Raw genomic sequence first — 20,214 nt, forward strand, 5'->3', positions numbered from 1 at the left:
ATGTCCAATAATGCCTATACGATTTTAAAAAATGATTGCTTAAGCTTACTTGCTCAGCGTTTCAATATTTCTATCGATGAGTTAATCAAACTTAACAGCGAGCAAATTAAAGATCCCAATCTGATTTATGAAGGTAACGTTTTAAAACTGCCGTCAGATCTAACCAAGCCAATTGAATTTGACGGTTCGCGTATTGAATTGGTTGAGCCGCCAACGGTTGTGAACGGTGGAAATGATACGTGTCAATCGCCCAAGGAATACAAGGATATTTTGTATGTTCCTGCTCATCCTAAAACGGGTAAAAAAGCTTGGTATGCGCTGACTAAGCAAGCAAAAGAAAAAGTTGAGGAAGAGAGGGCGCACATGGCGCAAGCCATTGTTGAGAATGATTCAGAAGCTACGATGAAGAACCTCAATAAGTTGGGGTTGATCTCAAAGTTTGCCGCCAAAGTTCACGAACAGTTTATGACGTCAGACGATGCTGAAAAATATCAGGCACTGCTGCTTGCCAAGCTGGTGATTAAAAATGAAGCATTCAGAGTTGATGGAACCAATCCGAATGATTATCTGATCACAGTGGCTAGGCTGATTGGCGTGTCGCTGGAAGAAACTCGTGAGAAGTTATCTAATCGAGAGCAAGCAAAAAACACCCATTTATACTACGGAAAATTCGGCTCTTTATATCGGCCATCACCAGAAGGTCCTTTGTTCGAAAAAAATATTAATCAACAGTTACGGACACTGGTGATTAAAAAAATTGAAAAAGAGGTCGAAAGCCTAGAAAAAGCCGCTGAAAAAGCGGCAAAAAATCATGTTGCAGATGATGGCAGCAAGTTTATTTATGATAAAAAACTCGAATATTTTACCAGTAGCCACCAAAAGAACTTGGCATCTTGGATACAGCAAGTGCACCTAAACCGTGATAAATCAGATCAAGAATTGCTTCGCAGCAGTTATCAACAGTCTCGTGCTTATTTAAAGCAGTGGCCAACACAGTTGCAGCAAGCTCTAGAGCAAGGCTCTCGCATGTCTACGCTCGATAGTAAAGAGCAGCAAGCATTTCTTGATAAACAAAAGCTGTTTGTGTGTGCGATAAACTTAAAAAACATCAACCATTATGGCTTAGTCGTTAAAGAGCAATGTCTAACCTTAGACCAATTAGAAGGTGAGTCAGGCGTAGCTTGTGGTCCCGAAGCATTAAAAAAAGTGAAGAAATGGCGAGAATCGGGGGATGCCTTAGACATCATCAATGACAGTCAATTGATCGAGGCGTTATATAAGGAAACCGCAGGTGATCGATTAGACGCCAATCTCAATACCATTATTACAGAACGTGCGGCGTGGTCTTACTTCACGGCAAAAGCACTGATCGCGGTCGTTGACGCCACGGTTATTAAGCACAAAAAAGCACTGTCACAACTCCTTGGTACTAGCAGTTCAACACCTATTGATGAACTTTTTAGGCAATTACTTTGGGTTAAAAAAGTCGCTTTAGCTCGGTTAAATCACCTAAAATCTCTGGCTCAAAAAAAGGCAGCGCAAGGTGCTGATAGATTAGAATTTACTTTGGGCAACGCGAGCCAGATGCCGCCGGCTCTTACCTTGTTATGGGATGAAACTACATTTAAACCCAAGGAAAAGCATAAGTCAGGTTTTATCAATAAAGCCGGAACCAACGATATTCAAGCGGTGGAGTGCTGTTTGCTCTCAGATGGTCAAGTATTTTACATCCGAGGCCCACACTGGTTAATACCAGAAACTAATGAAGATCGACTGTCTGCCTTAGCGGCGGGGCACGTTCGAGTCATTACTGAAAAAATTACCTTCAATGCGCCACAATCGAATGGAAAAAACATTGTAGAAGCAGGGTCTGTGCAGGACGCACTCAACGCGCTCACCAAGCCTGAAAGTACAATAGATTTAATGCCATTGAAAGCCAGTGCTGAGTTTGATACCGCTTTTTGGCAAGATAGCTATCATTACCAAGGCGGTATTGGTCCGAATGGTGAAACGTCTGCCTATTCTGTCGACGCAGGAGCGCAGTTGCTGCGTTTATCAACCAAGGCAGAGAAAGAACTTAATACCCCTCTAAGCAACTACCAAAATTTAATCAAAAAACGGCGTGATATCGGCGGCTCAGGGGCAATCTCGGCTCAATTCACCGCCTTGCAAGGTCAGCTCAGTTTTTCATTTTGGCTCCCGCTTGTACCAGAAAATAAAATGATGAAGGAAGAGCAGGTCGAAAAAGTGAAAGGGCATGGGGTTAACTTAATTTATATCGATAAAAACAATAAGGAAAACAAATATGAAGCCGGTGATCTGCGGGTTTGTATTGCCGGTTCAGTTTATGGTCTGGCGGCCGCTTCATGCCAATTGAGTGCTAAGTTGGCAATCGGCCCGAGTGATGTGAGTGAAGGTTTTGGCATTAAAGGTAGCACGGTAGGGCTGTTTGATCCCAATATCTATAATGGTTATGCTCTGCCCGGATCGAGCCTAGCAAGTGCGGGAGCTGCTGGCTATGCAGGGGAAGCCGCTGTTTCTGTTGATGCGTTTGCCGGAGTAGAAGCAGGGGGCACTTTAGGTGCTACGGTTTACTGGGCCCCTCCAGAGGCTGAGTGTGTTACGCAGAGTAACGGACCAAAGGCACCGAAAAAATTAGGTTCGATTGATGGCAAGCTGTCTGGTTCATTTGGTGCAGGCTATCACGCCGAGTTTCGTTTGCTGATTCAAGGTGGGGTTATCATCTTAGTGGCTTCAGCGGGGTTGGTAGTGGGACCCGGCTGCACTGGTAAAGTGGCGATTAATCTGGATGCCAACGCAGTCGATGAGTTTATTGGCTGCTTACTTGGCGTGTTAAAACAGAGCCATTTCCGCCGCCTAGCGATTTTTGGAGAAGCGGATGCCAATGGAGTCAACGATAGTTTTAACGAACTCAATAGCTTAATGACGATTGCGGTCGGTTTAGGTTTGAATTTGGCGCAGGTGCTACTTATGCCGGTGACTGTATTGGCTGATTATAAGCAACAGGTACTGAGTAAAGAATATGCTCCACTACTAGCCAACAGTATTTTGGACTCTGAAAAACAAGCCGTTACACAGCGTTGGGTTATGGCTTTACCTCCTGAAACATTAAGTAATTTATTCACTAGTTTGATTCAAAAGCAAACAAGCTCAAGACGAGATAGTAATGGCGTTGTGATCGCAACGGCAGATAAGGATAACGAAAGTCAAGTACAAGCAATTGTACAAATTATGCAATGGCTAGCGGCAGATAAGAGCGTTGGTGAGGAAGCGAACCAGAGGCAGTGGAAAGAAACTTTAATTGCGATGGGCAAGCTTCCCGCAGGCAAAAAAGACCACAAGGTCGAATGGCAAACTTATCAAGCGCAGTGGCTTAATTTGGCTAGGTTTGTGAAAGCTTATGATTTAAACATAAAGAAGATACTTTCTGACAATTTTAATAAAGCGAGTAAAACGCTTTGCAAAAATATGGTGTTAACTCGTTATGATGAGTCGTATCAAGGTGGTCTACTAGTAGGGATTAAAAAGCCAACCCAGTATTATGCCTACCCGAATGATCTGGTGTTCAAGCCCGTTGTCGGTCAAAAAGTGCAAGTATGGCTAGAAACAGAGTTTCTCTGTGAGATAGTGAAAAAGAACGAAATTATTATCAATTGGAGTATTTATGATGCTTTATCTTAATCGACTTGTCCGTCTTGTCTTGCTGCTGAGCGTTATGGTTGGGCTGGTTGCCTGCAAGCCTAATCCACAAGATGATATCGCCCTATTTCAACCATTTATTACCGAGAATATTAATAAAAAACCAGCTGACCCTTATATTTCGAGCACCGTAAAGCCGGGAGATAAGATGTATGACATATTGGTTAATATTCAACATGGAAGACATGATTCAGCCTCGAATAAATTACAAGCTATGATTGAGGAAAACGATATCGATGCAATGGTCTGGTATGCAAAACTTATATATCGTGCCAGTATTAATAATAGACCCAAAGCATTGTCTCTTTATCAAACAGCAATGGAGGATGATAATCCTTATGCCTACATCATGCTCTCCCCAGGTTTAATCAGTAGTGGTTGTGCTAGATATTTTGGTGAAAAAAACTGTACGCAAGAACATTTCAATAGAGCGATCGAGCTTTTTAAACCTCTTGCCGCACAAGGCGATTTGCGTGCTCAATATTTTTTACTAAAACAGCAAGAGTTAGAACAATCGAAAGAGACTAGAGCTCAGTATATTCAAGAGGTGGTTCGATTTTCACAAGCACATTACTACCAACCGTTGATGGACTATGTTAATACCATTTTAATTTATTCGCCGAGTAAAGGTAAGTCTGAAGCTAAAACACCAGAGCAGTACCAATTAGCCATCGATTTGTTAACGGTTGCGGCCAATAATAACTATATTCCTGCCATAAATGACTTAGCTTTTTTCTTGAAGGAAACTGAAAAGGATGAGAGCAATAGATTATTGGATGCAAGTTTGAAGCTTGGCTCTACAAGTATCGTGGAGTATAAATACCATCGTTCTAATGAAGGGAGTGAGAATGAGTATTTCTATAATGCTCTCTATAAAGGTTTATCAGGAGAGTATGCTTTTGATGTTCATACTTTGAATGAAGAAGAAAGAGCAAAGATAAATGAAAAAGTTAAGTTATTCATGAATAATATAACGCCAATGGTATATATCGATGGTTTCACTAGCCGTGATGATTGGGTGGATTAGTTGCTAAGGTGAATACTTTAGCCGATATAATACGACATGAACTACTAAACCCTTAGGGTAAAACAACATCGCAACAAGCTTAATCAACGAATCTGATAAGGAGCAAATCAATGGCAAATGGTGCATTAGTAGGAGATATCGGATCCGATCATGATGGTTTTCCTCCTACGCCGATCACCGCTGGGTCACCGACGGTAAAAATTGATGGCAAAGCAGTGGCAAGGCAGGGCGACCCGCTAGAGCCTCATGACAAGCCGAAAAACCCAAGTCACCCACGTGCAATTAAAGGCGGCTCGGGTAGCGTTATGATTGATGGCAAGCCCGCCGCGCGAGTCGGCGATGCCGTTGACTGCGGTGGCGTAATTATTGGTGGTTCATCGGTCAATATTGGTTAAGGTTGTAGCCCATTTAATCAATAAAGCGGCGCTTCAAACCTTGAGTGCCGCTTTATTGTGTTAAGCGCAGCACCTTTAGCACCAGTGAGCCAGCGTTATTCCTCTTTATGAAAAGAAATTCTACGGACAGAAACGGAGCGAACAATGATCCGCCATATCTTATTAATCAAATTTAAACCACAAGCTCAGCCTGCCGACATCCAACAGCTCAAGTCGCTGTTTGAAGCCATGCCAGAGAAAATTGAGGGGGTCGCTGCTGTTGAGTGGGGCGTGAACGACAGCCCTGAAGGTAAAAACCAAGGTTATACTCACAGCGTTTTAATGACATTTAGCGATGAGCAAGGGCGCCAAAATTACCTACCTCATCCAGAGCATAACGCGCTAAAGGATGTCTTTCGTCCTTTGCTCGAAGAGATCATCGTTTTCGATTATTCGATTTAGTCAAAGCCAGTAAAATCTAGACGGTGTTTATCTCTACTCCATCGCTAGGATTCAAGCCTGAAAGTTGAGATGCCGTCTATCGAACTTTACTTGTTAATGATCGTCCTTATTCCGTTAAAGTATAGACTTATCAATATCTTGTGAGTTTCTATTCACCATTGTATCAATGGTGCTTAGATCAAATTTTCAGTACAAAGCATTCACAATAGTGAGATGGATGTATAGTTTTATTGTTGTTGTGAATGATTTTCATTGTATTGCGTTTTATCTTTTTGGTCGCTTTCTAAGCGCATTAAATAGGATGTAATAAAATGAATAAAGGATACAAATATTCTGCTCTTGCTGCAGCAATACTCGTTTCAGCATCGGTTTCGGCAAACGTCAGTGTGGAACCCACCCCAATTAATTCGCCTTTTATTAAAGATATAAAAGGTAATATTGTTGAAGACTATACTCCACAAGCTACCCAGCCTCGTTTGTTTTTCATGCGTATGATTGGGAGTTCTGAACAGCGTGGGGATTGGTTTAATCTCTCGGCTAACTATTCCTCTATCCAAGGGGTTGGATCGGATTATGTGTATGAATCCTTGATGCCCCCTCTTAAACCTCAGCCTGTTATCGTGGCGGTGTTAGATTCGGGCGTGGACATTGAACACGAAGATCTAAAGAACAAGTTATGGGTTAATGCGGGAGAAATTCCAAACAATGGCATTGATGATGATGGTAATGGCTATATTGATGATGTGTATGGTTGGAATTTCTTAGGTAACTCGCTTGGTATCAATGTGGATTACGATACATTAGAGCTGACGCGTGAGTACAAAAAATACCTGGATTTATTAGAAGGCAATGATTGGATACCTGAGCAAAAACGTGCTTACTACCAAGCAATAGAAACGGAATATCTAGCCGAGGTTCAGAGTAACCAAATCCTGCTCGCGCAGGTCACTGAAGCTATTGCGCAAGCGAATCAATATAAATCGCAAATCTTAGCCCTGACTCAGCATAAAGATTTTACGGCCGGAGGTTTGCTCATTTTGCTGTCACATCCGAACTCTGAAGTCGTCTCCGCTGCTCAAGCTTTGTTGGCACTATTCGACGATTGGTATTCGTTTGACTACCTCGAGTCAAGACGAAGCCGATATCAAGATGCGTTGGATTACTACTACAACCTTGAGTTTGATCCTCGTGCTGATATCGTTTTAGATGACATCAGCAATCCTTGGGAAAAGGGGTATGGAAATAATGATGTAAAAGGGCCTGATGCATCACACGGTACGCATGTGGCGGGAATTATTGCGGCAGAGCGTCGCAATGGTATCGGTATTGACGGCTTATCTGAAGATGTGAAAATCATGTCGTTGCGTATGGTGCCCAATGGTGATGAGCGCGATAAAGACATTGCCAACGCTGTGCGTTATGCGGTGGATAATGGCGCAAAAATCATCAACATGAGTTTTGGTAAAAGCTATTCACCACGTAAATTTGTAGTTGACCACGCGTTTCGTTATGCGGCCAGCAAAGGTGTGTTAATCATCCATTCTGCAGGCAATAGCCAAAGTGATAATGATAGTAAACCAAGCTTCCCTAATCGTTTTGCCGATACTTACGAATCGTCACCTATTTCAACTTGGATAGACGTAGGTGCATCAGCGAAATACGCGAATGAAGATTTTGTCGCCAGTTTTAGTAATTATGGCCAAAAATCGGTTGATATCTTTGCACCCGGTTATCGCATTCTCTCTTCTACGCCAGGCAATAACTACGCCACTTATAGTGGTACGAGTATGGCTGCACCTGTAGTATCAGGCGTTGCCGCTATGGTGTGGTCACGCTATCCAGAGCTCTCCGCAGTAGAACTCAAAGCTCTATTACTTGATAGCGCCCGTCGTTATCCTGAGCTGTTAGTGAAAAAACCATCACCACCTGAAACGCTTGTTCCATTCAGTGCGCTATCGATCTCGGGTGGAATCGTTGATGCTGAAGCCGCTTTTGAAACACTCGCGAGCAAGTAGTGTTGCAGTCGGTAATGGATCAACTTTGGCTTGTTGTGCAAGCACAGGCCTATTTACCGATGGCTTAATTTAATAACAGTGAGCGTAATAAAAGGCGTAGCTGATATTATCCAGCTGCGCCTTTTTGTATTCAGAGAAGAGTGCGTGATCGGGGCTTACCTGACCCATTACCTGACCCAAAATCGTCAGGTACAAAAAAAGGTCAGTAAACACTACGCTTACTAACCTTCTAGAGTTTGGTGGCCCCTCCCAGACTTGAACTGGGGACCAATCGATTATGAGTCGACTGCTCTAACCACTGAGCTAAGGGGCCAAATTAGGTGTGTGATTATAGGGGATGGAGTTATGAGTGTCTACCCGCAAAATAGGGTAAATGCGCTTAGTTTTTATCCACTTAAACCATGAGATACAAAAAAGGTGAGCTTGTGCTCACCTTTTAGATTGGATAGGTTGCGATTACTCGTCTAGGAAGCTGCGCAATGTTTCAGAGCGGCTTGGGTGACGCAGTTTACGCAGTGCTTTCGCTTCAATTTGGCGGATGCGCTCACGCGTTACGTCAAACTGCTTACCAACTTCTTCTAGCGTGTGGTCTGTATTCATATCAATACCGAAACGCATACGCAGTACTTTCGCTTCACGAGGGGTTAGGCCAGCAAGAACGTCACGAGTCGCTGCTCTTAGGCTGGTGGCCGTAGCAGAATCAAGTGGTAGTTCAAGGGTTGTATCCTCGATAAAGTCACCAAGATGCGAATCTTCGTCGTCACCGATAGGTGTCTCCATAGAGATTGGCTCTTTAGCAATTTTCAGTACTTTACGAATTTTATCTTCTGGCATTTGCATGCGTTCTGCCAATTCTTCTGGCAGAGGCTCACGGCCCATCTCTTGCAGCATCTGACGTGAGATTCGATTCAGTTTGTTGATCGTTTCGATCATGTGCACTGGAATACGAATAGTACGTGCTTGGTCTGCAATTGAACGTGTGATAGCTTGGCGAATCCACCAAGTGGCGTAAGTTGAGAACTTATAACCACGGCGGTATTCAAACTTATCTACCGCTTTCATCAGGCCGATATTACCTTCTTGGATAAGATCCAAGAACTGCAGGCCACGGTTGGTGTATTTCTTCGCGATAGAAATAACCAGACGCAAGTTTGCTTCAACCATCTCTTTTTTCGCTCGACGAGCTTTCGCTTCACCGATAGACATGCGACGGCTGATGTCTTTAATGTTTTGCACATTCAAAGACGTTTCTTCTTCGATCATTTTCAATTTATGAATTGAACGACGAATGTCTTCTTCTTGCTGTCTGATTTTTTCTGCATAAGGTTTTTCTGAAGCGAGTACTTCATCTAACCATGCATCGCTTGATTCATTGCCAGTGAATAAGGCAATGAATGATTTTTTAGGCATTTTACCGTATTCGACCGCAGCTCTCATGATCAGACGTTCTTGAGTACGAACACGATCCATAGAGGTGCGAAGCTTGTTGACTAGGTAGTCAAATTGCTTTGGCGTGAGTCGGAATTCACGGAAAATATCCAACATCAACTCGGTGGCTTGGGCGGCTTTATTGCTGTCATAGCCATGCTCATTTTTCGCGAGTTGAAGATTTTGATACTTGTTGCGTAGTTCGGTGAATTTTTCTAGCGCAAGCTCAGGGTCGATTCCTGCATCTTCTTCAGAGTCAGTATCTTCGCTGTCGTCATCGTCGTCATCATCGAGGTCGTCTTCATCAGCAAGGTCAGCGCTAGCAAGCTCTGAACCGATATGGGTCGCTGTTGGGGCGTTCGTTGCATCTGAGTCAGGATCAACAAAACCTGAGATCAGGTCTGTTAAACGAAGTTCTTCAGCAAGAACTTTGTCAAATTGCTCTAAGATGTATGGAATGGTGCCTGGATATTCAGCCACTGCGCGTTGAACTTGGTTAATACCATCTTCAATACGCTTAGCGATATCAATTTCACCTTCGCGAGTCAGCAGTTCTACGGTACCCATTTCGCGCATATACATGCGCACAGGGTCGGTAGTACGACCAATTTCGCTTTCTACACTGGATAATGCAGCGGCTGCAGCTTCGGCAGCATCCTCATCGGTGATTGCGTTGTCATCATTTAGAGCAAGATCATCGGCATCAGGGGCAGTTTCTACCACCTTAATGCCCATGTCATTGATCATCTGAATGATATCTTCTACCTGCTCGGAATCTACGATTTCTGCTGGTAGGTGGTCATTTACTTCGGCGTAGGTCAGATAGCCTTGCTCTTTGCCTTTAATGACAAGTAGTTTTAGCTGTGACTGCGGATTTTGATCCATAGACGGTATCCAACTTCATATCTGGTGAAGGAATTAGTATGCGAAATGCAAACCACATATACTAACAAATTTATTCATTGCTGACTATTTAAACTGGGTTACGCTTTCAAGTCTTTCATTAAGTCTTGAAGCTCCCGTCTCTCTTCGGCTGATAAACCGACGCTTCTTTCTTTTGCCTGCAGGTTTTCAATTTGCTTTTCGATGCATTGAGCCAATATTTTGTCCAATGAATCTAAAAATAGTTCTTCTTGGTTGTCTTCAACAAGTGGAATTTCCCAACTTGCGAGGCGAGACAGAAGGGTCTCGTTTTTATTACCGCGCCAGTGTTCAAGCAATTGGCCTGTAGTAATATTGGGGTACGCTTGACAATTCTCAAGTACCTCAATTAATAAACTTAAACCGGGTATGGGCAAGGATTGAACGCTGGAAATATCAGGCACCATTTCAGCATAGCTTGGATTTTGAATAAGCAAAGCGATCACTTCACGCATCGGTGTGCGTTTGAGCTCTTTGTGTGGCTGTGAGCGGTGTTTGTCTGATTCTGGCAGTGATGGCTTTTTATAAATCCCAGTTTTTTGCCCTAATATTTTGAGCAATTGCGCTTGTAGAGATGTGTCTGGCACTTTATTAATCAGTGGTAATGCCAGCGCCTCAAGCGCTGCTTTCCCTTCGTTATTACCGACATCAACTTGTGACAGTAGGTTGGTAAATAGGTATTTGGATAAGGGTTCAGCATCTTGCACTAACTGTTCAAAGGCCGCTTTTCCATGGGTTCTGATGTAGCTATCTGGGTCTTCACCATCAGGTAAAAACAGAAATTTAAGAATATTGCCACTTTTGAGATAACTCAACGCATTTTCCAGTGCGCGCCACGCCGCTTCTCGTCCTGCTCTGTCACCATCATAGCAACAGACCACCGTATTGGTTTGGCGAAAAAGCAGTTGCAGGTGATCGCCAGTAGTTGAGGTTCCTAGCGAAGCAACCGAGTAGTCCACTCCATATTGCGCCAGAGCCACCACATCCATATAACCTTCAACAACTAATATTTGCGGTGGTTCACGATAGGCTTGCATGACATCGTATAGGCCATACAGCTCTTTACCTTTATGGAAAATGGGAGTTTCTGGTGAGTTCAGGTATTTTGGCCTTCCATCACCAGTAACGCGTCCACCAAAGCCGATCACTCGTCCGCGGCGGTCGCGAATGGGAAACATAATACGTCCACGAAAACGATCGTAGCGGTTGCCTTTGTCATTTTCGATCAACATGCCGCCAGTGACGAGCATCTCTTGGCTTTCTTGTTGTTGGCCGAAGTTTTTGCGCACTAAATCCCATTCGTCAGCAATATAGCCAATACCAAATTTCTGCACGATTTCGCCAGAAAGACCGCGATCTTTTAGGTACTCGATGGCATGACGATTACCCGGAACTTTGAGTTGGTTGCGGTAAAACTGCGCAATGCTGCCCATTAAGTCATAAAGGGTGCGTTTTTCTTCACTATTGGCTTTAGGGGCTGATGAGAAATGGCCACTAGAGCGTTGCTCTCGGGGAACTTCTAGCCCCACAAAAGAAGCCAATTCTTCGATGGCCTCGACGAATTCAAGGCGTTCATATTCCATCATGAAGTCGATGGCGTTGCCATGCACGCCACAACCAAAGCAGTGATAGAACTGTTTTTCTTGGCTTACACTAAATGAGGGCGTTTTTTCATTATGGAATGGGCAGCAAGCACCGTAGTTCTTACCTTTTTTCTTAAGTTTCACACGTGCGTCTATGATGTCGACAATATCAAGTCGAGCAAGGAGATCATCAATAAAACTGCGAGGGATGTGTCCTGCCATAAAACCTAAAAGAAAAGATTAAAACGAATGATTAGATACAAACAAGCCGTGCGCTCCAGAGGATAGCACGGCTTGATGCAATTTGATGCGGGCATTTAAGCGAGTTTAGTTCGAACTAATCCGCTGACTTTACCCATATCTGCACGCCCTTGAATTTGCGGTTTCAAGACAGCCATCACTTTCCCCATGTCTTGCATGCCAGCAGCAGCGGACTGGGTGATCGCATCATCAATTAATGCGCTCACTTCATCATCGCTCAACGGCTGAGGCATAAATGCCTCAAGGATAGTGATTTCTGCTTGCTCTGCATCTGCGAGATCTTGACGATTGGCAGCTTCATATTGAGCGACAGAGTCGCGACGCTGTTTAACCATTTTTACCATCACAGCAAGAATATCGTCGTCGTTCAGAGTGATCTGCTCGTCGACTTCTCGTTGTTTGATCGCGGATAAGGCTAAACGAATAGTGCCAAGGCGTACTTTATCCTTGGCTTTCATCGCTAATTTTTGCTCTTCTTTGAGGATATCAATTAGAGCCATAACTCTCGTTCCTTAATGGAAAAAGGTTATTAGTACAGGCGAACGCGACGTGCGTTTTCGCGAGCTAGCTTCTTAGCGTGACGCTTTTGAGCTGCTGCTTTAGCGCGTTTGCGAACGGTAGTTGGTTTTTCATAGTGCTCACGACGACGCACTTCAGAAAGGATACCTGCTTTTTCGCAAGAGCGCTTGAAACGACGTAATGCAACATCGAACGGTTCGTTTTCACGTACTTTAACTATTGGCATATGCCTTTCACCTCAGGGGTTATTCGTTAACGCTGATATTTTGAGGCTTAAACCACAAGATTTCTTGTCTGTTTGCTCGGTTATCAGCTTGATCAAAAATGGTGCGGAATTTTAATCCGATCGCAATAGCTTTGTAAAGCACTTTGTCGATTATAGTCTGTACAAAATTTGTTTACGGAGCCAAGGCGGGGTAACATGGCGGCCATTTCCAATTGTTGATGAAAGCGTGCTGAGAAAATTATGCGCATTATTGGTATTGAAACCTCGTGTGACGAGACTGGCATCGCCATTTATGACGAAGAGAAAGGCTTACTTTCTCATCAATTGTACAGCCAAGTAAAACTGCACGCCGATTACGGCGGTGTGGTGCCGGAGCTTGCTTCTAGAGACCATGTTAAAAAGACCATTCCACTGATAAAAGCAGCGATGGCTGAAGCGAATTTGACGCCTGCGGATATTGATGGCGTGGCTTACACCGCAGGTCCTGGTTTAGTGGGTGCGCTGCTTGTTGGCGCGACGATTGGCCGTAGTTTGGCTTATGCGTGGAATGTGCCTGCGGTGCCTGTTCACCATATGGAAGGGCACCTTTTAGCTCCGATGCTTGAAGATAATCCGCCTCCGTTTCCGTTTGTGGCCGTACTGGTTTCCGGTGGTCATTCCATGATGGTAGAGGTGAAAGGGATTGGTGAATATAAGATCCTCGGAGAGTCTATTGATGACGCGGCCGGTGAGGCGTTTGATAAAACCGCGAAGCTGATGGGGCTTGATTATCCTGGGGGGCCATTGTTGGCTCGTTTGGCTGAAAAAGGAACGCCAGGGCGTTTTAAGTTTCCGCGTCCGATGACGGATCGACCAGGGTTAGACATGAGTTTCTCTGGTTTAAAAACATTTACAGCCAATACGATTGCAGCTAATGAGAATGATGATCAGACCCGAGCGGATATTGCGTATGCCTTTCAAGAGGCGGTGTGTGGCACTTTAGTGATTAAGTGCAAACGCGCCCTTGAGCAAACTGGCATGAAACGCATTGTTATTGCCGGTGGCGTGAGTGCCAATAAACAGTTACGCGCAGAGCTTGGCGCACTGGCGAAAAAAATTGGTGGTGAAGTGTATTACCCGCGTACTGAGTTTTGTACCGACAACGGTGCAATGATTGCTTATGCGGGTATGCAGCGTTTAAAAAATGGTGAAACAGTCGATTTAGCGGTGCAGGCAACACCTCGCTGGCCGATTGATCAACTTAAACCCATTATTTAGCGGGTGTCGCAACGGTCTCTTTTTAGAGGCCGTTTTGTTCTTTGGTACTTCCGTTTCTGTGGCGTTCTGTATTGATTTTAATTAGCCATTGCTTACATTCTGCTCTGAGCTGTTATCGCTCATATCAATGCTACAATGCCAACCTACTTTACTAATATTGGATTCACAATGAAGACATTTGTTATTGATGATTGCCAGATGCGTTATTTGGATCAAGGGCAAGGTGAAGTGCTTGTTTTCGGTCACAGTTATCTGTGGGACAGCGCAATGTGGGCACCTCAGGTGGAAGCGTTGAGTCAACACTACCGCTGTATCGTGCCTGATTTATGGGCGCATGGTCAGTCAGATTTTGCACCGTCATCCATGAACACACTGAAAGATTATGCTCAGCATATTTTGGCTTTGATGGACCACTTATCGATTGAGCAGTTTTCTATCATTGGTCTTTCTGTAGGTGGAATGTGGGGGGCTGAGTTAGCCGTTCTTGCGCCTGCGCGCGTGAAATCATTAGTGATGATGGATACCTTTGTTGGTCTAGAGCCTGAAGTCAGCCATGCAAAATATTTTGCCATGCTCGATGCGATTGCGGCGATGCAGCAAGTGCCATCACCGATTGTTGATGCAGTTGTACCGATGTTTTTTGCAAAAGATGGCGAGCAGAAATCTCCGGCATTAGTGGCTGGATTCAAGCAACATTTATCGGCGCTTACTGGTCAACAAGCGGTGGAAGTGGCTCGGTTGGGGAAAATGATCTTCGGTCGTCGTGACATGATTGAAGAGGTGGAGCAATTGAGGTTGCCAGTGTTGATTGCAGCTGGCGCTGAAGATATGCCTCGTCCGCCTCTTGAGGCTTACTTAATGAATGATGCCATTCACGGCAGTGAGTTAGAGGTTATTGCTAATGCTGGACATATCAGTAACTTAGAGCAACCTGAATACGTTACCGCCATGTTGACCCGTTTCTTGAAAAAAGCGCTTAGCTAGTCTTCCCTTATTAGCGGGTCATGCTTAATCAAAAAAGGCTTCGTAAGAGGCCTTTTACTTATTCGTCATTGACGTTATTTGCAAGCGGGTTTATCCATCATCCAAGCTAGCTCAAGAACCAAGCGTTTTTTTCTCACCCACTTTCGGCTCTGTGCCAGCCAATAACCGTTTAATATTTTGGTGATGACGAAACACGATAAGGCAGCACAGCATTGCTACCGGTAAGGTATATTGCGGTTTGATCAACCAAGTGTAGAACGGAGCGAGCAGCACGGTAACCAAAGCCGCTAAGGATGAATAGCGAAATAAAAATGCAACGCTGACCCAAGTCAATATGATAAGTGCGGTGAGATCTAAACCGATCGGTGCGATTGCTCCCAGTGCTGTTGCAACACCTTTTCCGCCTTTAAAATGAAAGAAAATAGGATACATATGGCCAAGGCAAGCGGCGATGGCGACTAGGCCCAATAGAATGGGGTCAATCCCCAAATAGTAGCTGCCCCATACTGGAATAGTACCTTTGAGCATGTCACACAGCAGTACCGCGATGGCGGCTTTTTTTCCACCAATGCGTAATACGTTAGTTGCACCGGGGTTATTTGAGCCCATATTGCGAGGATCGGGCAGGCGTAATAAACGGCAGATCAACACCGCACTTGAGATCGAACCCAGTAAATAGGCAGAAATGATCATTATCAGTGCGAGTGGTGTCATAAGTACCTCTGCAGTGGAAATGCCCTAAAGCAAGTTCACAAGCCATTGTTAACCATGATGAAAAGCAAAAAAATGTTTTGGATTTCGCATCTCGACTCAGTTTGGGTATATGATATCGCGATTAGGCAAAATAGTACGATTTTTTACGTAATTAGGGTATCCGACCTCTAGAGGAAGAGACGCAAAAATGGACAAAGTCTTTATTGAGCAGCTGACGGTAATTACGACCATTGGCGTGTATGATTGGGAACAAGAGATTAAGCAGAAGTTGGTGCTCGACATCGAAATGGCGCACGACAATCAACCCGCAGGTAAAAGTGATGATGTGAGCGATGCATTAGACTACGCACAAGTGAGTCAAGCGGTCATCGCGCACATCGAAAATGGTCGCTTTTTATTGGTAGAGCGTGTTGCAGAAGAAGTAGCAGAGCTTCTGATGCAGCGTTTTTCCGTTCCTTGGGTTAAAATTCGCTTAGCAAAGCCCGGCGCGGTAGCACAGGCATCCAGTGTTGGCGTTATCATTGAACGAGGCCATGCATGACGACGGTCTATGTTGGCGTCGGTTCTAATATTGAAAGACGCAAACATATCGAAGCAGCCATCGAGGAATTGTCGACCATCGGAAATCATCTACAGATCTCGACCATTTACGAATGTGCATCGGTTGGTTTCAATAGTGCGGCTTTTTATAATTTAGTCATTGCGCTGGAAACAAGGCTTTCGTTGAGTGATTTCGTGGCGCAACTTCGAGCGATTGAATCTCGATGGGGGCGCGACCCGCAGGCGAAAAAATTTCAAGATCGCACCTTAGATCTCGATATCATCTTGTTTGGTGAAGAAATTTCAGCGCAAGATCCTGAACTGCCACGCAGTGATATCTTTAAATATCCATTTGTCATACAACCACTTTACGATTTGTCACCGGAACGGATCGTTCCCAATGATGGTCGTAGTGTGCGTCAAATATGGCAACAGGCGATCAACTTAGAATCGCTCACCCCTGTCAAACTTTGGTTCGACATTAATTAATAAGAGTCAGTAATGAGTTATTTAGAAGCGTTTTTTTTGGCTTTGATTCAAGGCTTAACCGAATTTTTACCTATCTCCAGCTCCGCCCATTTAATTTTGCCTTCAGCCATTTTAGGCTGGGAAGATCAAGGTCTTGCCTTTGATGTGGCGGTGCATGTCGGCACATTAGCTGCCGTGGTTATCTATTTTAGGAAAGAAGTCGTGACTTTACTGCGCGCTTTTTTTGCCTCGATTTTTAAAGGCGAGCGCAGTAAAGAATCGAAACTGGCATGGATGATCGTACTAGCAACCATTCCTGCCTGTATTTTCGGCTTTTTTATGAAAGATATTGTTGAACTCTACCTACGCAGTGCTTGGGTGATAGCAACCACCACTATTATTTTTGGTCTATTACTGTGGTATGTCGATAAAAACGCTCCATTAGCGGATGATGAATACCAAGCCGATTGGAAAAAATCGCTGATGATTGGTTTGGCACAAGCGGTTGCGGTGATCCCCGGTACCTCTCGCTCAGGAGCGACCATCACTGCGGCGTTGTATCTTGGTTTTACTCGTGAAGCGGCCGCGCGTTTTTCTTTCTTGATGTCGATTCCTATCATTGTTTTGGCGGGTGGCTATTTAGGGTTAAAGCTGGTGACCAGTGGCGAACCTGTGCATTTTGGTTTCTTAATGACGGGTATCCTGACCTCCTTTATCAGTGCTTATATTTGTATCCATTTCTTCTTAAAACTGATTTCTAAAATGGGTATGACTCCGTTTGTCATTTACCGTTTAATTCTGGGTGGCGGCTTATTTGCGTTCCTAATGATGAGTTAAATAAAGGCTTGTGGTATAAATAGCCATCATTTTCGTGCTGTGTTAGAGCGTCACTTTTTTTAAACAGCACGCTTTGTTTATCGTTTACGTTCTCTTTCATAGTGAACGTTTTGAATGGTTATAGATGTGATGCGACTTTTTGCGGTGACATTGGCGTTATTATTCGGTTTATTACAGTACGATTTGTGGCTCGGTAAAAATGGCATTGCTGATTATCGAACCATTGTCGATGAAATTGACGTGCAGCAACAAGTAAACGAAAACCTAACGCTACGAAATTCGGAAATGTTCGTCGAAATTGATGATTTACGACAAGGATTGGACGCGATTGAAGAGCGAGCGCGTCATGAATTAGGAATGATAAAAGCAGGTGAAACTTTCTATCGATTGGTCGGTGAGGATAGTCAATAAATGCCGCACAGTACGCTTTCTCTTACCGCGATTGTACCGGCTGCTGGTGTCGGCAGCCGAATGCAAGCAGATCGTCCGAAACAGTATTTAACCATACACAACAAAACCGTTCTCGAACACACAATAGCGACGCTGCTCGCGCACCCTAATATTGATCGCGTTGTTGTCGCCGTCAGTGACGATGATCCTTACTATTTTGCTCTGCCATTAGCCACTAACCCCAATGTTATTCGTGTCAGCGGTGGTCAAGAGCGAGCCGACTCAGTGCTCTCGGCGCTGCAATATGTTTTAGCTAATTCCCTAGGTGAATGGGTTCTCGTGCATGATGCAGCGCGGCCTTGTCTTACTTTTTCAGATATTGACCGATTGATTACGACAGCTAAAGAGCATCCAGTAGGTGCGATTTTAGCTGCACCCGTTCGAGACACAATGAAGCGTGCTGATGGCGAAAACAACATTGATCATACCGTTGATCGCGTCGCATTATGGCATGCACTCACCCCCCAGATGTTTAGAGCCAAGCCGCTTTTTGAGGCTTTGTCGGACGCATTAGATCAGCAAGTCATCATCACCGATGAAGCATCCGCAATGGAGTGGCAAGGATTACATCCAGCGTTGGTCGCTGGGCGGGCGGATAATCTCAAAATTACGCAACCCGAAGATCTCGCTTTAGCTGAGTTTTATTTAGGTCGTACTTCTTCACTAGCCGCAATAGGAAATAACCATGATTAGAATTGGCCACGGTTTTGATGTTCATAAATTTGGCGGTGAAGGCCCAGTCATCATTGGGGGAATTGCCGTTCCTTATGAACAAGGCTTAATTGCTCATTCCGATGGTGATGTCGCCTTGCATGCTTTAAGTGATGCGCTGCTTGGCGCGATTGCCGCAGGTGATATTGGCCGCCATTTCCCCGATACTGATGATAAATGGAAAGGGGCAGATAGCCGTGAATTATTGAAAGATGTCTATCGCCGTGTGAAAGCGCAAGGCTACCGTTTAGGAAATGCCGACGTCACCATTATCGCGCAAGCGCCGAAGATGGCGCCGTATATTGAAGCGATGTGCGCTGCCATTGCGCAAGATCTTGAAACGACGCTAGATAATATTAACGTCAAAGCAACCACAACCGAGCGCCTTGGTTTCACTGGGCGCAAAGAAGGTATTGCTTGCGAAGCGGTTGTCTTATTGATCAAATGTACTACAGATTAAATGCACGGTTGATCAAAGCATAATATCGCCTTAATAAAACGACCCAAATTGAAGAGGTAATGGCAATTCACTTGCCTCTCCTTCTATGTGAAAACACGTTATTGATGGACTACCGCCAACGAATGGCACGCTCAGTAACGCGCAATAGCGGCTCATGCGTCGCTGTTTTTATTATTACCGCCAACTCGCGTCAGCGACGGATGAAAACATGTCAGATATATTATCTTCATTGGCTTACCTTTGTGGTAAACCAGCCGCTAAAGCCAAAATAAAAGCCAAGCCAGAGCACTTTAAAGTGATTGAAGACTTAGGATTCGAACTGGCAGGAAGTGGTGAACACTTAATGGTTCATATTCGTAAAACTGGTGAAAATACCAGTTTTGTGGTCAATGAATTGGCTAAAGCATGTGGTGTGAAATCAAAAGATGTGAGTTGGGCTGGTCTGAAAGATCGTCATGCGGTTACGCAGCAGTGGCTCAGTGTACATTTACCAAAAGGTGAGACGCCAGATTTCACCGAGTTTTTGGCTCAATATCCGAGCATCGAAATTCTGGAAACTACGCGTCACAATAAAAAGTTGCGCCCCGGAGATTTAGTCGGCAATCATTTTGAAATCACGCTTTCTGAAGTCACCGACACCGCCGAAGTAGTGACGCGATTAGAGCACATCGCCACGCACGGTGTGCCTAATTATTTTGGTAGCCAACGTTTTGGCAATCACGGCAATAACCTCAGTGAAGCGCGTCGCTGGGGAAAAGAGAACGTGCGTTCACGTAACCAAAATCAGCGCAGTTTGTATCTTTCGGCGGCCCGTTCGTGGATTTTCAACCAAATTGTCTCTGCCCGTATCGAGCAAGATAAGTTACACCAATTTATCGAAGGAGATATCGCACTTGAGGGAGAGAAAACGACCTTAGTTACCTTGGCGAATCTTACCGATCTCAATAACAAACTGGCATTGAATGAAGTGCAAATAAGTGCTGCTTTGGCGGGCGATAACGCACTACCGACGCAAGGTGAGGCTTTAGATTTAGAACAAGTTCACCTTGATGCTGAACCTGACTTGATGGCACTGATCCGCAGCAATCGTATGCGTCATGAGCGCCGGGCGCTGATGCTTAAGCCTCAGAATCTTTCTTGGACAGTTGAACAAGACAATGTGACGTTACGTTTTGATTTAGATGCAGGAAGTTTTGCTACCTCAGTCATTCGCGAATTGGTTGAAGAGATAGCGGTTGAACGCGAGTTCTAAGGAAA

The 20,214-nt window shown here is 44.5% G+C and carries 19 protein-coding genes and 1 tRNA gene; 14 read left to right on the top strand and 6 right to left on the bottom strand.

Features of this window, described 5'->3' with window-relative positions; all coding sequences use genetic code 11:
• The 5 genes from AACV20_RS06890 to AACV20_RS06910 all read left to right on the top strand — a co-directional run bounded on the left by AACV20_RS06890 (nucleotide 1) and on the right by AACV20_RS06910 (nucleotide 7,598).
• Nucleotides 1–3,702 (top strand): LysM peptidoglycan-binding domain-containing protein, encoded by a 3,702-nt coding sequence (locus tag AACV20_RS06890; RefSeq protein WP_170907028.1) that lies wholly within the window; start codon nucleotides 1–3, stop codon nucleotides 3,700–3,702.
• On the top strand, nucleotides 3,686–4,747 hold the full coding sequence (locus tag AACV20_RS06895; protein ID WP_170907029.1) for a sel1 repeat family protein: 1,062 nt from the start codon (nucleotides 3,686–3,688) through the stop codon (nucleotides 4,745–4,747). The genes AACV20_RS06890 and AACV20_RS06895 overlap by 17 nt, the downstream gene beginning before the upstream one ends.
• Before the next feature lie 110 nt (nucleotides 4,748–4,857).
• A complete protein-coding gene (locus AACV20_RS06900; RefSeq protein WP_010318209.1) occupies nucleotides 4,858–5,142 on the top strand; it encodes a type VI secretion system PAAR protein in 285 nt (94 codons plus the stop codon).
• Between the two features lie 144 nt (nucleotides 5,143–5,286).
• On the top strand, nucleotides 5,287–5,583 hold the full coding sequence (locus tag AACV20_RS06905) for a Dabb family protein (RefSeq protein ID WP_094123655.1): 297 nt from the start codon (nucleotides 5,287–5,289) through the stop codon (nucleotides 5,581–5,583).
• Nucleotides 5,584–5,894: 311 nt separating this feature from the next.
• On the top strand, nucleotides 5,895–7,598 hold the full coding sequence (locus AACV20_RS06910) for a S8 family serine peptidase (RefSeq protein ID WP_170907030.1): 1,704 nt from the start codon (nucleotides 5,895–5,897) through the stop codon (nucleotides 7,596–7,598).
• A 237-nt stretch (nucleotides 7,599–7,835) separates the two neighbouring features.
• On the opposite strand, the gene AACV20_RS06915 is transcribed toward AACV20_RS06910, so the two are convergent.
• The 5 genes from AACV20_RS06915 to rpsU all read right to left on the bottom strand — a co-directional run bounded on the left by AACV20_RS06915 (nucleotide 7,836) and on the right by rpsU (nucleotide 12,536).
• Nucleotides 7,836–7,911, bottom strand: a tRNA-Ile gene (locus AACV20_RS06915).
• Between the two features lie 143 nt (nucleotides 7,912–8,054).
• The gene (rpoD, locus tag AACV20_RS06920) at nucleotides 8,055–9,911 is read right to left on the bottom strand and encodes an RNA polymerase sigma factor RpoD (RefSeq protein WP_013857727.1); all 1,857 of its coding nucleotides are present in this window, start codon (nucleotides 9,909–9,911) and stop codon (nucleotides 8,055–8,057) included.
• Between the two features lie 98 nt (nucleotides 9,912–10,009).
• Nucleotides 10,010–11,752, bottom strand: coding sequence for a DNA primase (gene dnaG / locus AACV20_RS06925; RefSeq protein WP_170907031.1), 1,743 nt, complete (start codon nucleotides 11,750–11,752; stop codon nucleotides 10,010–10,012).
• Between the two features lie 95 nt (nucleotides 11,753–11,847).
• The gene (locus AACV20_RS06930) at nucleotides 11,848–12,291 is read right to left on the bottom strand and encodes a GatB/YqeY domain-containing protein (RefSeq protein ID WP_010318215.1); all 444 of its coding nucleotides are present in this window, start codon (nucleotides 12,289–12,291) and stop codon (nucleotides 11,848–11,850) included.
• A 29-nt stretch (nucleotides 12,292–12,320) separates the two neighbouring features.
• Nucleotides 12,321–12,536 (bottom strand): 30S ribosomal protein S21, encoded by a 216-nt coding sequence (gene rpsU / locus AACV20_RS06935; RefSeq protein WP_004396009.1) that lies wholly within the window; start codon nucleotides 12,534–12,536, stop codon nucleotides 12,321–12,323.
• A gap of 240 nt (nucleotides 12,537–12,776) precedes the next feature.
• On the opposite strand from rpsU, the gene tsaD reads away from it, so the two are divergent.
• On the top strand, nucleotides 12,777–13,793 hold the full coding sequence (gene tsaD / locus AACV20_RS06940; protein WP_017046706.1) for a tRNA (adenosine(37)-N6)-threonylcarbamoyltransferase complex transferase subunit TsaD: 1,017 nt from the start codon (nucleotides 12,777–12,779) through the stop codon (nucleotides 13,791–13,793).
• A gap of 135 nt (nucleotides 13,794–13,928) precedes the next feature.
• Nucleotides 13,929–14,777 (top strand): alpha/beta fold hydrolase, encoded by an 849-nt coding sequence (locus tag AACV20_RS06945; protein WP_013857724.1) that lies wholly within the window; start codon nucleotides 13,929–13,931, stop codon nucleotides 14,775–14,777.
• A gap of 111 nt (nucleotides 14,778–14,888) precedes the next feature.
• Here AACV20_RS06945 and plsY read toward each other — a convergent pair whose 3' ends face one another.
• Nucleotides 14,889–15,491: a glycerol-3-phosphate 1-O-acyltransferase PlsY gene (gene plsY / locus AACV20_RS06950; RefSeq protein WP_017047525.1), complete on the bottom strand. Its 603-nt coding sequence runs from the start codon at nucleotides 15,489–15,491 to the stop codon at nucleotides 14,889–14,891.
• Nucleotides 15,492–15,678: 187 nt separating this feature from the next.
• On the opposite strand from plsY, the gene folB reads away from it, so the two are divergent.
• The 7 genes from folB (at nucleotide 15,679) to truD (ending at nucleotide 20,209) form a co-directional block, all read left to right on the top strand.
• Nucleotides 15,679–16,032, top strand: coding sequence for a bifunctional dihydroneopterin aldolase/7,8-dihydroneopterin epimerase (gene folB, locus AACV20_RS06955; protein WP_017047526.1), 354 nt, complete (start codon nucleotides 15,679–15,681; stop codon nucleotides 16,030–16,032).
• Nucleotides 16,029–16,520 carry a 2-amino-4-hydroxy-6-hydroxymethyldihydropteridine diphosphokinase gene (gene folK, locus AACV20_RS06960; protein ID WP_170907032.1) on the top strand — a complete coding sequence of 164 codons (492 nt, stop codon included), beginning with the start codon at nucleotides 16,029–16,031 and terminating at the stop codon, nucleotides 16,518–16,520. Before folB ends, folK begins: the two co-directional genes overlap by 4 nt.
• A gap of 12 nt (nucleotides 16,521–16,532) precedes the next feature.
• Nucleotides 16,533–17,336: an undecaprenyl-diphosphate phosphatase gene (locus AACV20_RS06965; protein ID WP_017046711.1), complete on the top strand. Its 804-nt coding sequence runs from the start codon at nucleotides 16,533–16,535 to the stop codon at nucleotides 17,334–17,336.
• Between the two features lie 129 nt (nucleotides 17,337–17,465).
• Entirely contained in the window at nucleotides 17,466–17,747 is a 282-nt protein-coding gene (gene ftsB / locus AACV20_RS06970) for a cell division protein FtsB (protein WP_026028366.1), read from the top strand.
• Nucleotides 17,748–18,479 (top strand): 2-C-methyl-D-erythritol 4-phosphate cytidylyltransferase, encoded by a 732-nt coding sequence (gene ispD / locus AACV20_RS06975; RefSeq protein WP_170901052.1) that lies wholly within the window; start codon nucleotides 17,748–17,750, stop codon nucleotides 18,477–18,479.
• Entirely contained in the window at nucleotides 18,472–18,957 is a 486-nt protein-coding gene (gene ispF / locus AACV20_RS06980) for a 2-C-methyl-D-erythritol 2,4-cyclodiphosphate synthase (RefSeq protein WP_013857718.1), read from the top strand. Before ispD ends, ispF begins: the two co-directional genes overlap by 8 nt.
• 154 nt (nucleotides 18,958–19,111) lie before the next feature.
• Nucleotides 19,112–20,209, top strand: coding sequence for a tRNA pseudouridine(13) synthase TruD (gene truD, locus AACV20_RS06985; protein ID WP_017048938.1), 1,098 nt, complete (start codon nucleotides 19,112–19,114; stop codon nucleotides 20,207–20,209).
• Nucleotides 20,210–20,214 lie beyond the last annotated feature (5 nt).

Source organism: Vibrio sp. B4-6, from assembly GCF_963888245.1.
GTDB classification, from domain to species: domain Bacteria; phylum Pseudomonadota; class Gammaproteobacteria; order Enterobacterales; family Vibrionaceae; genus Vibrio; species Vibrio anguillarum.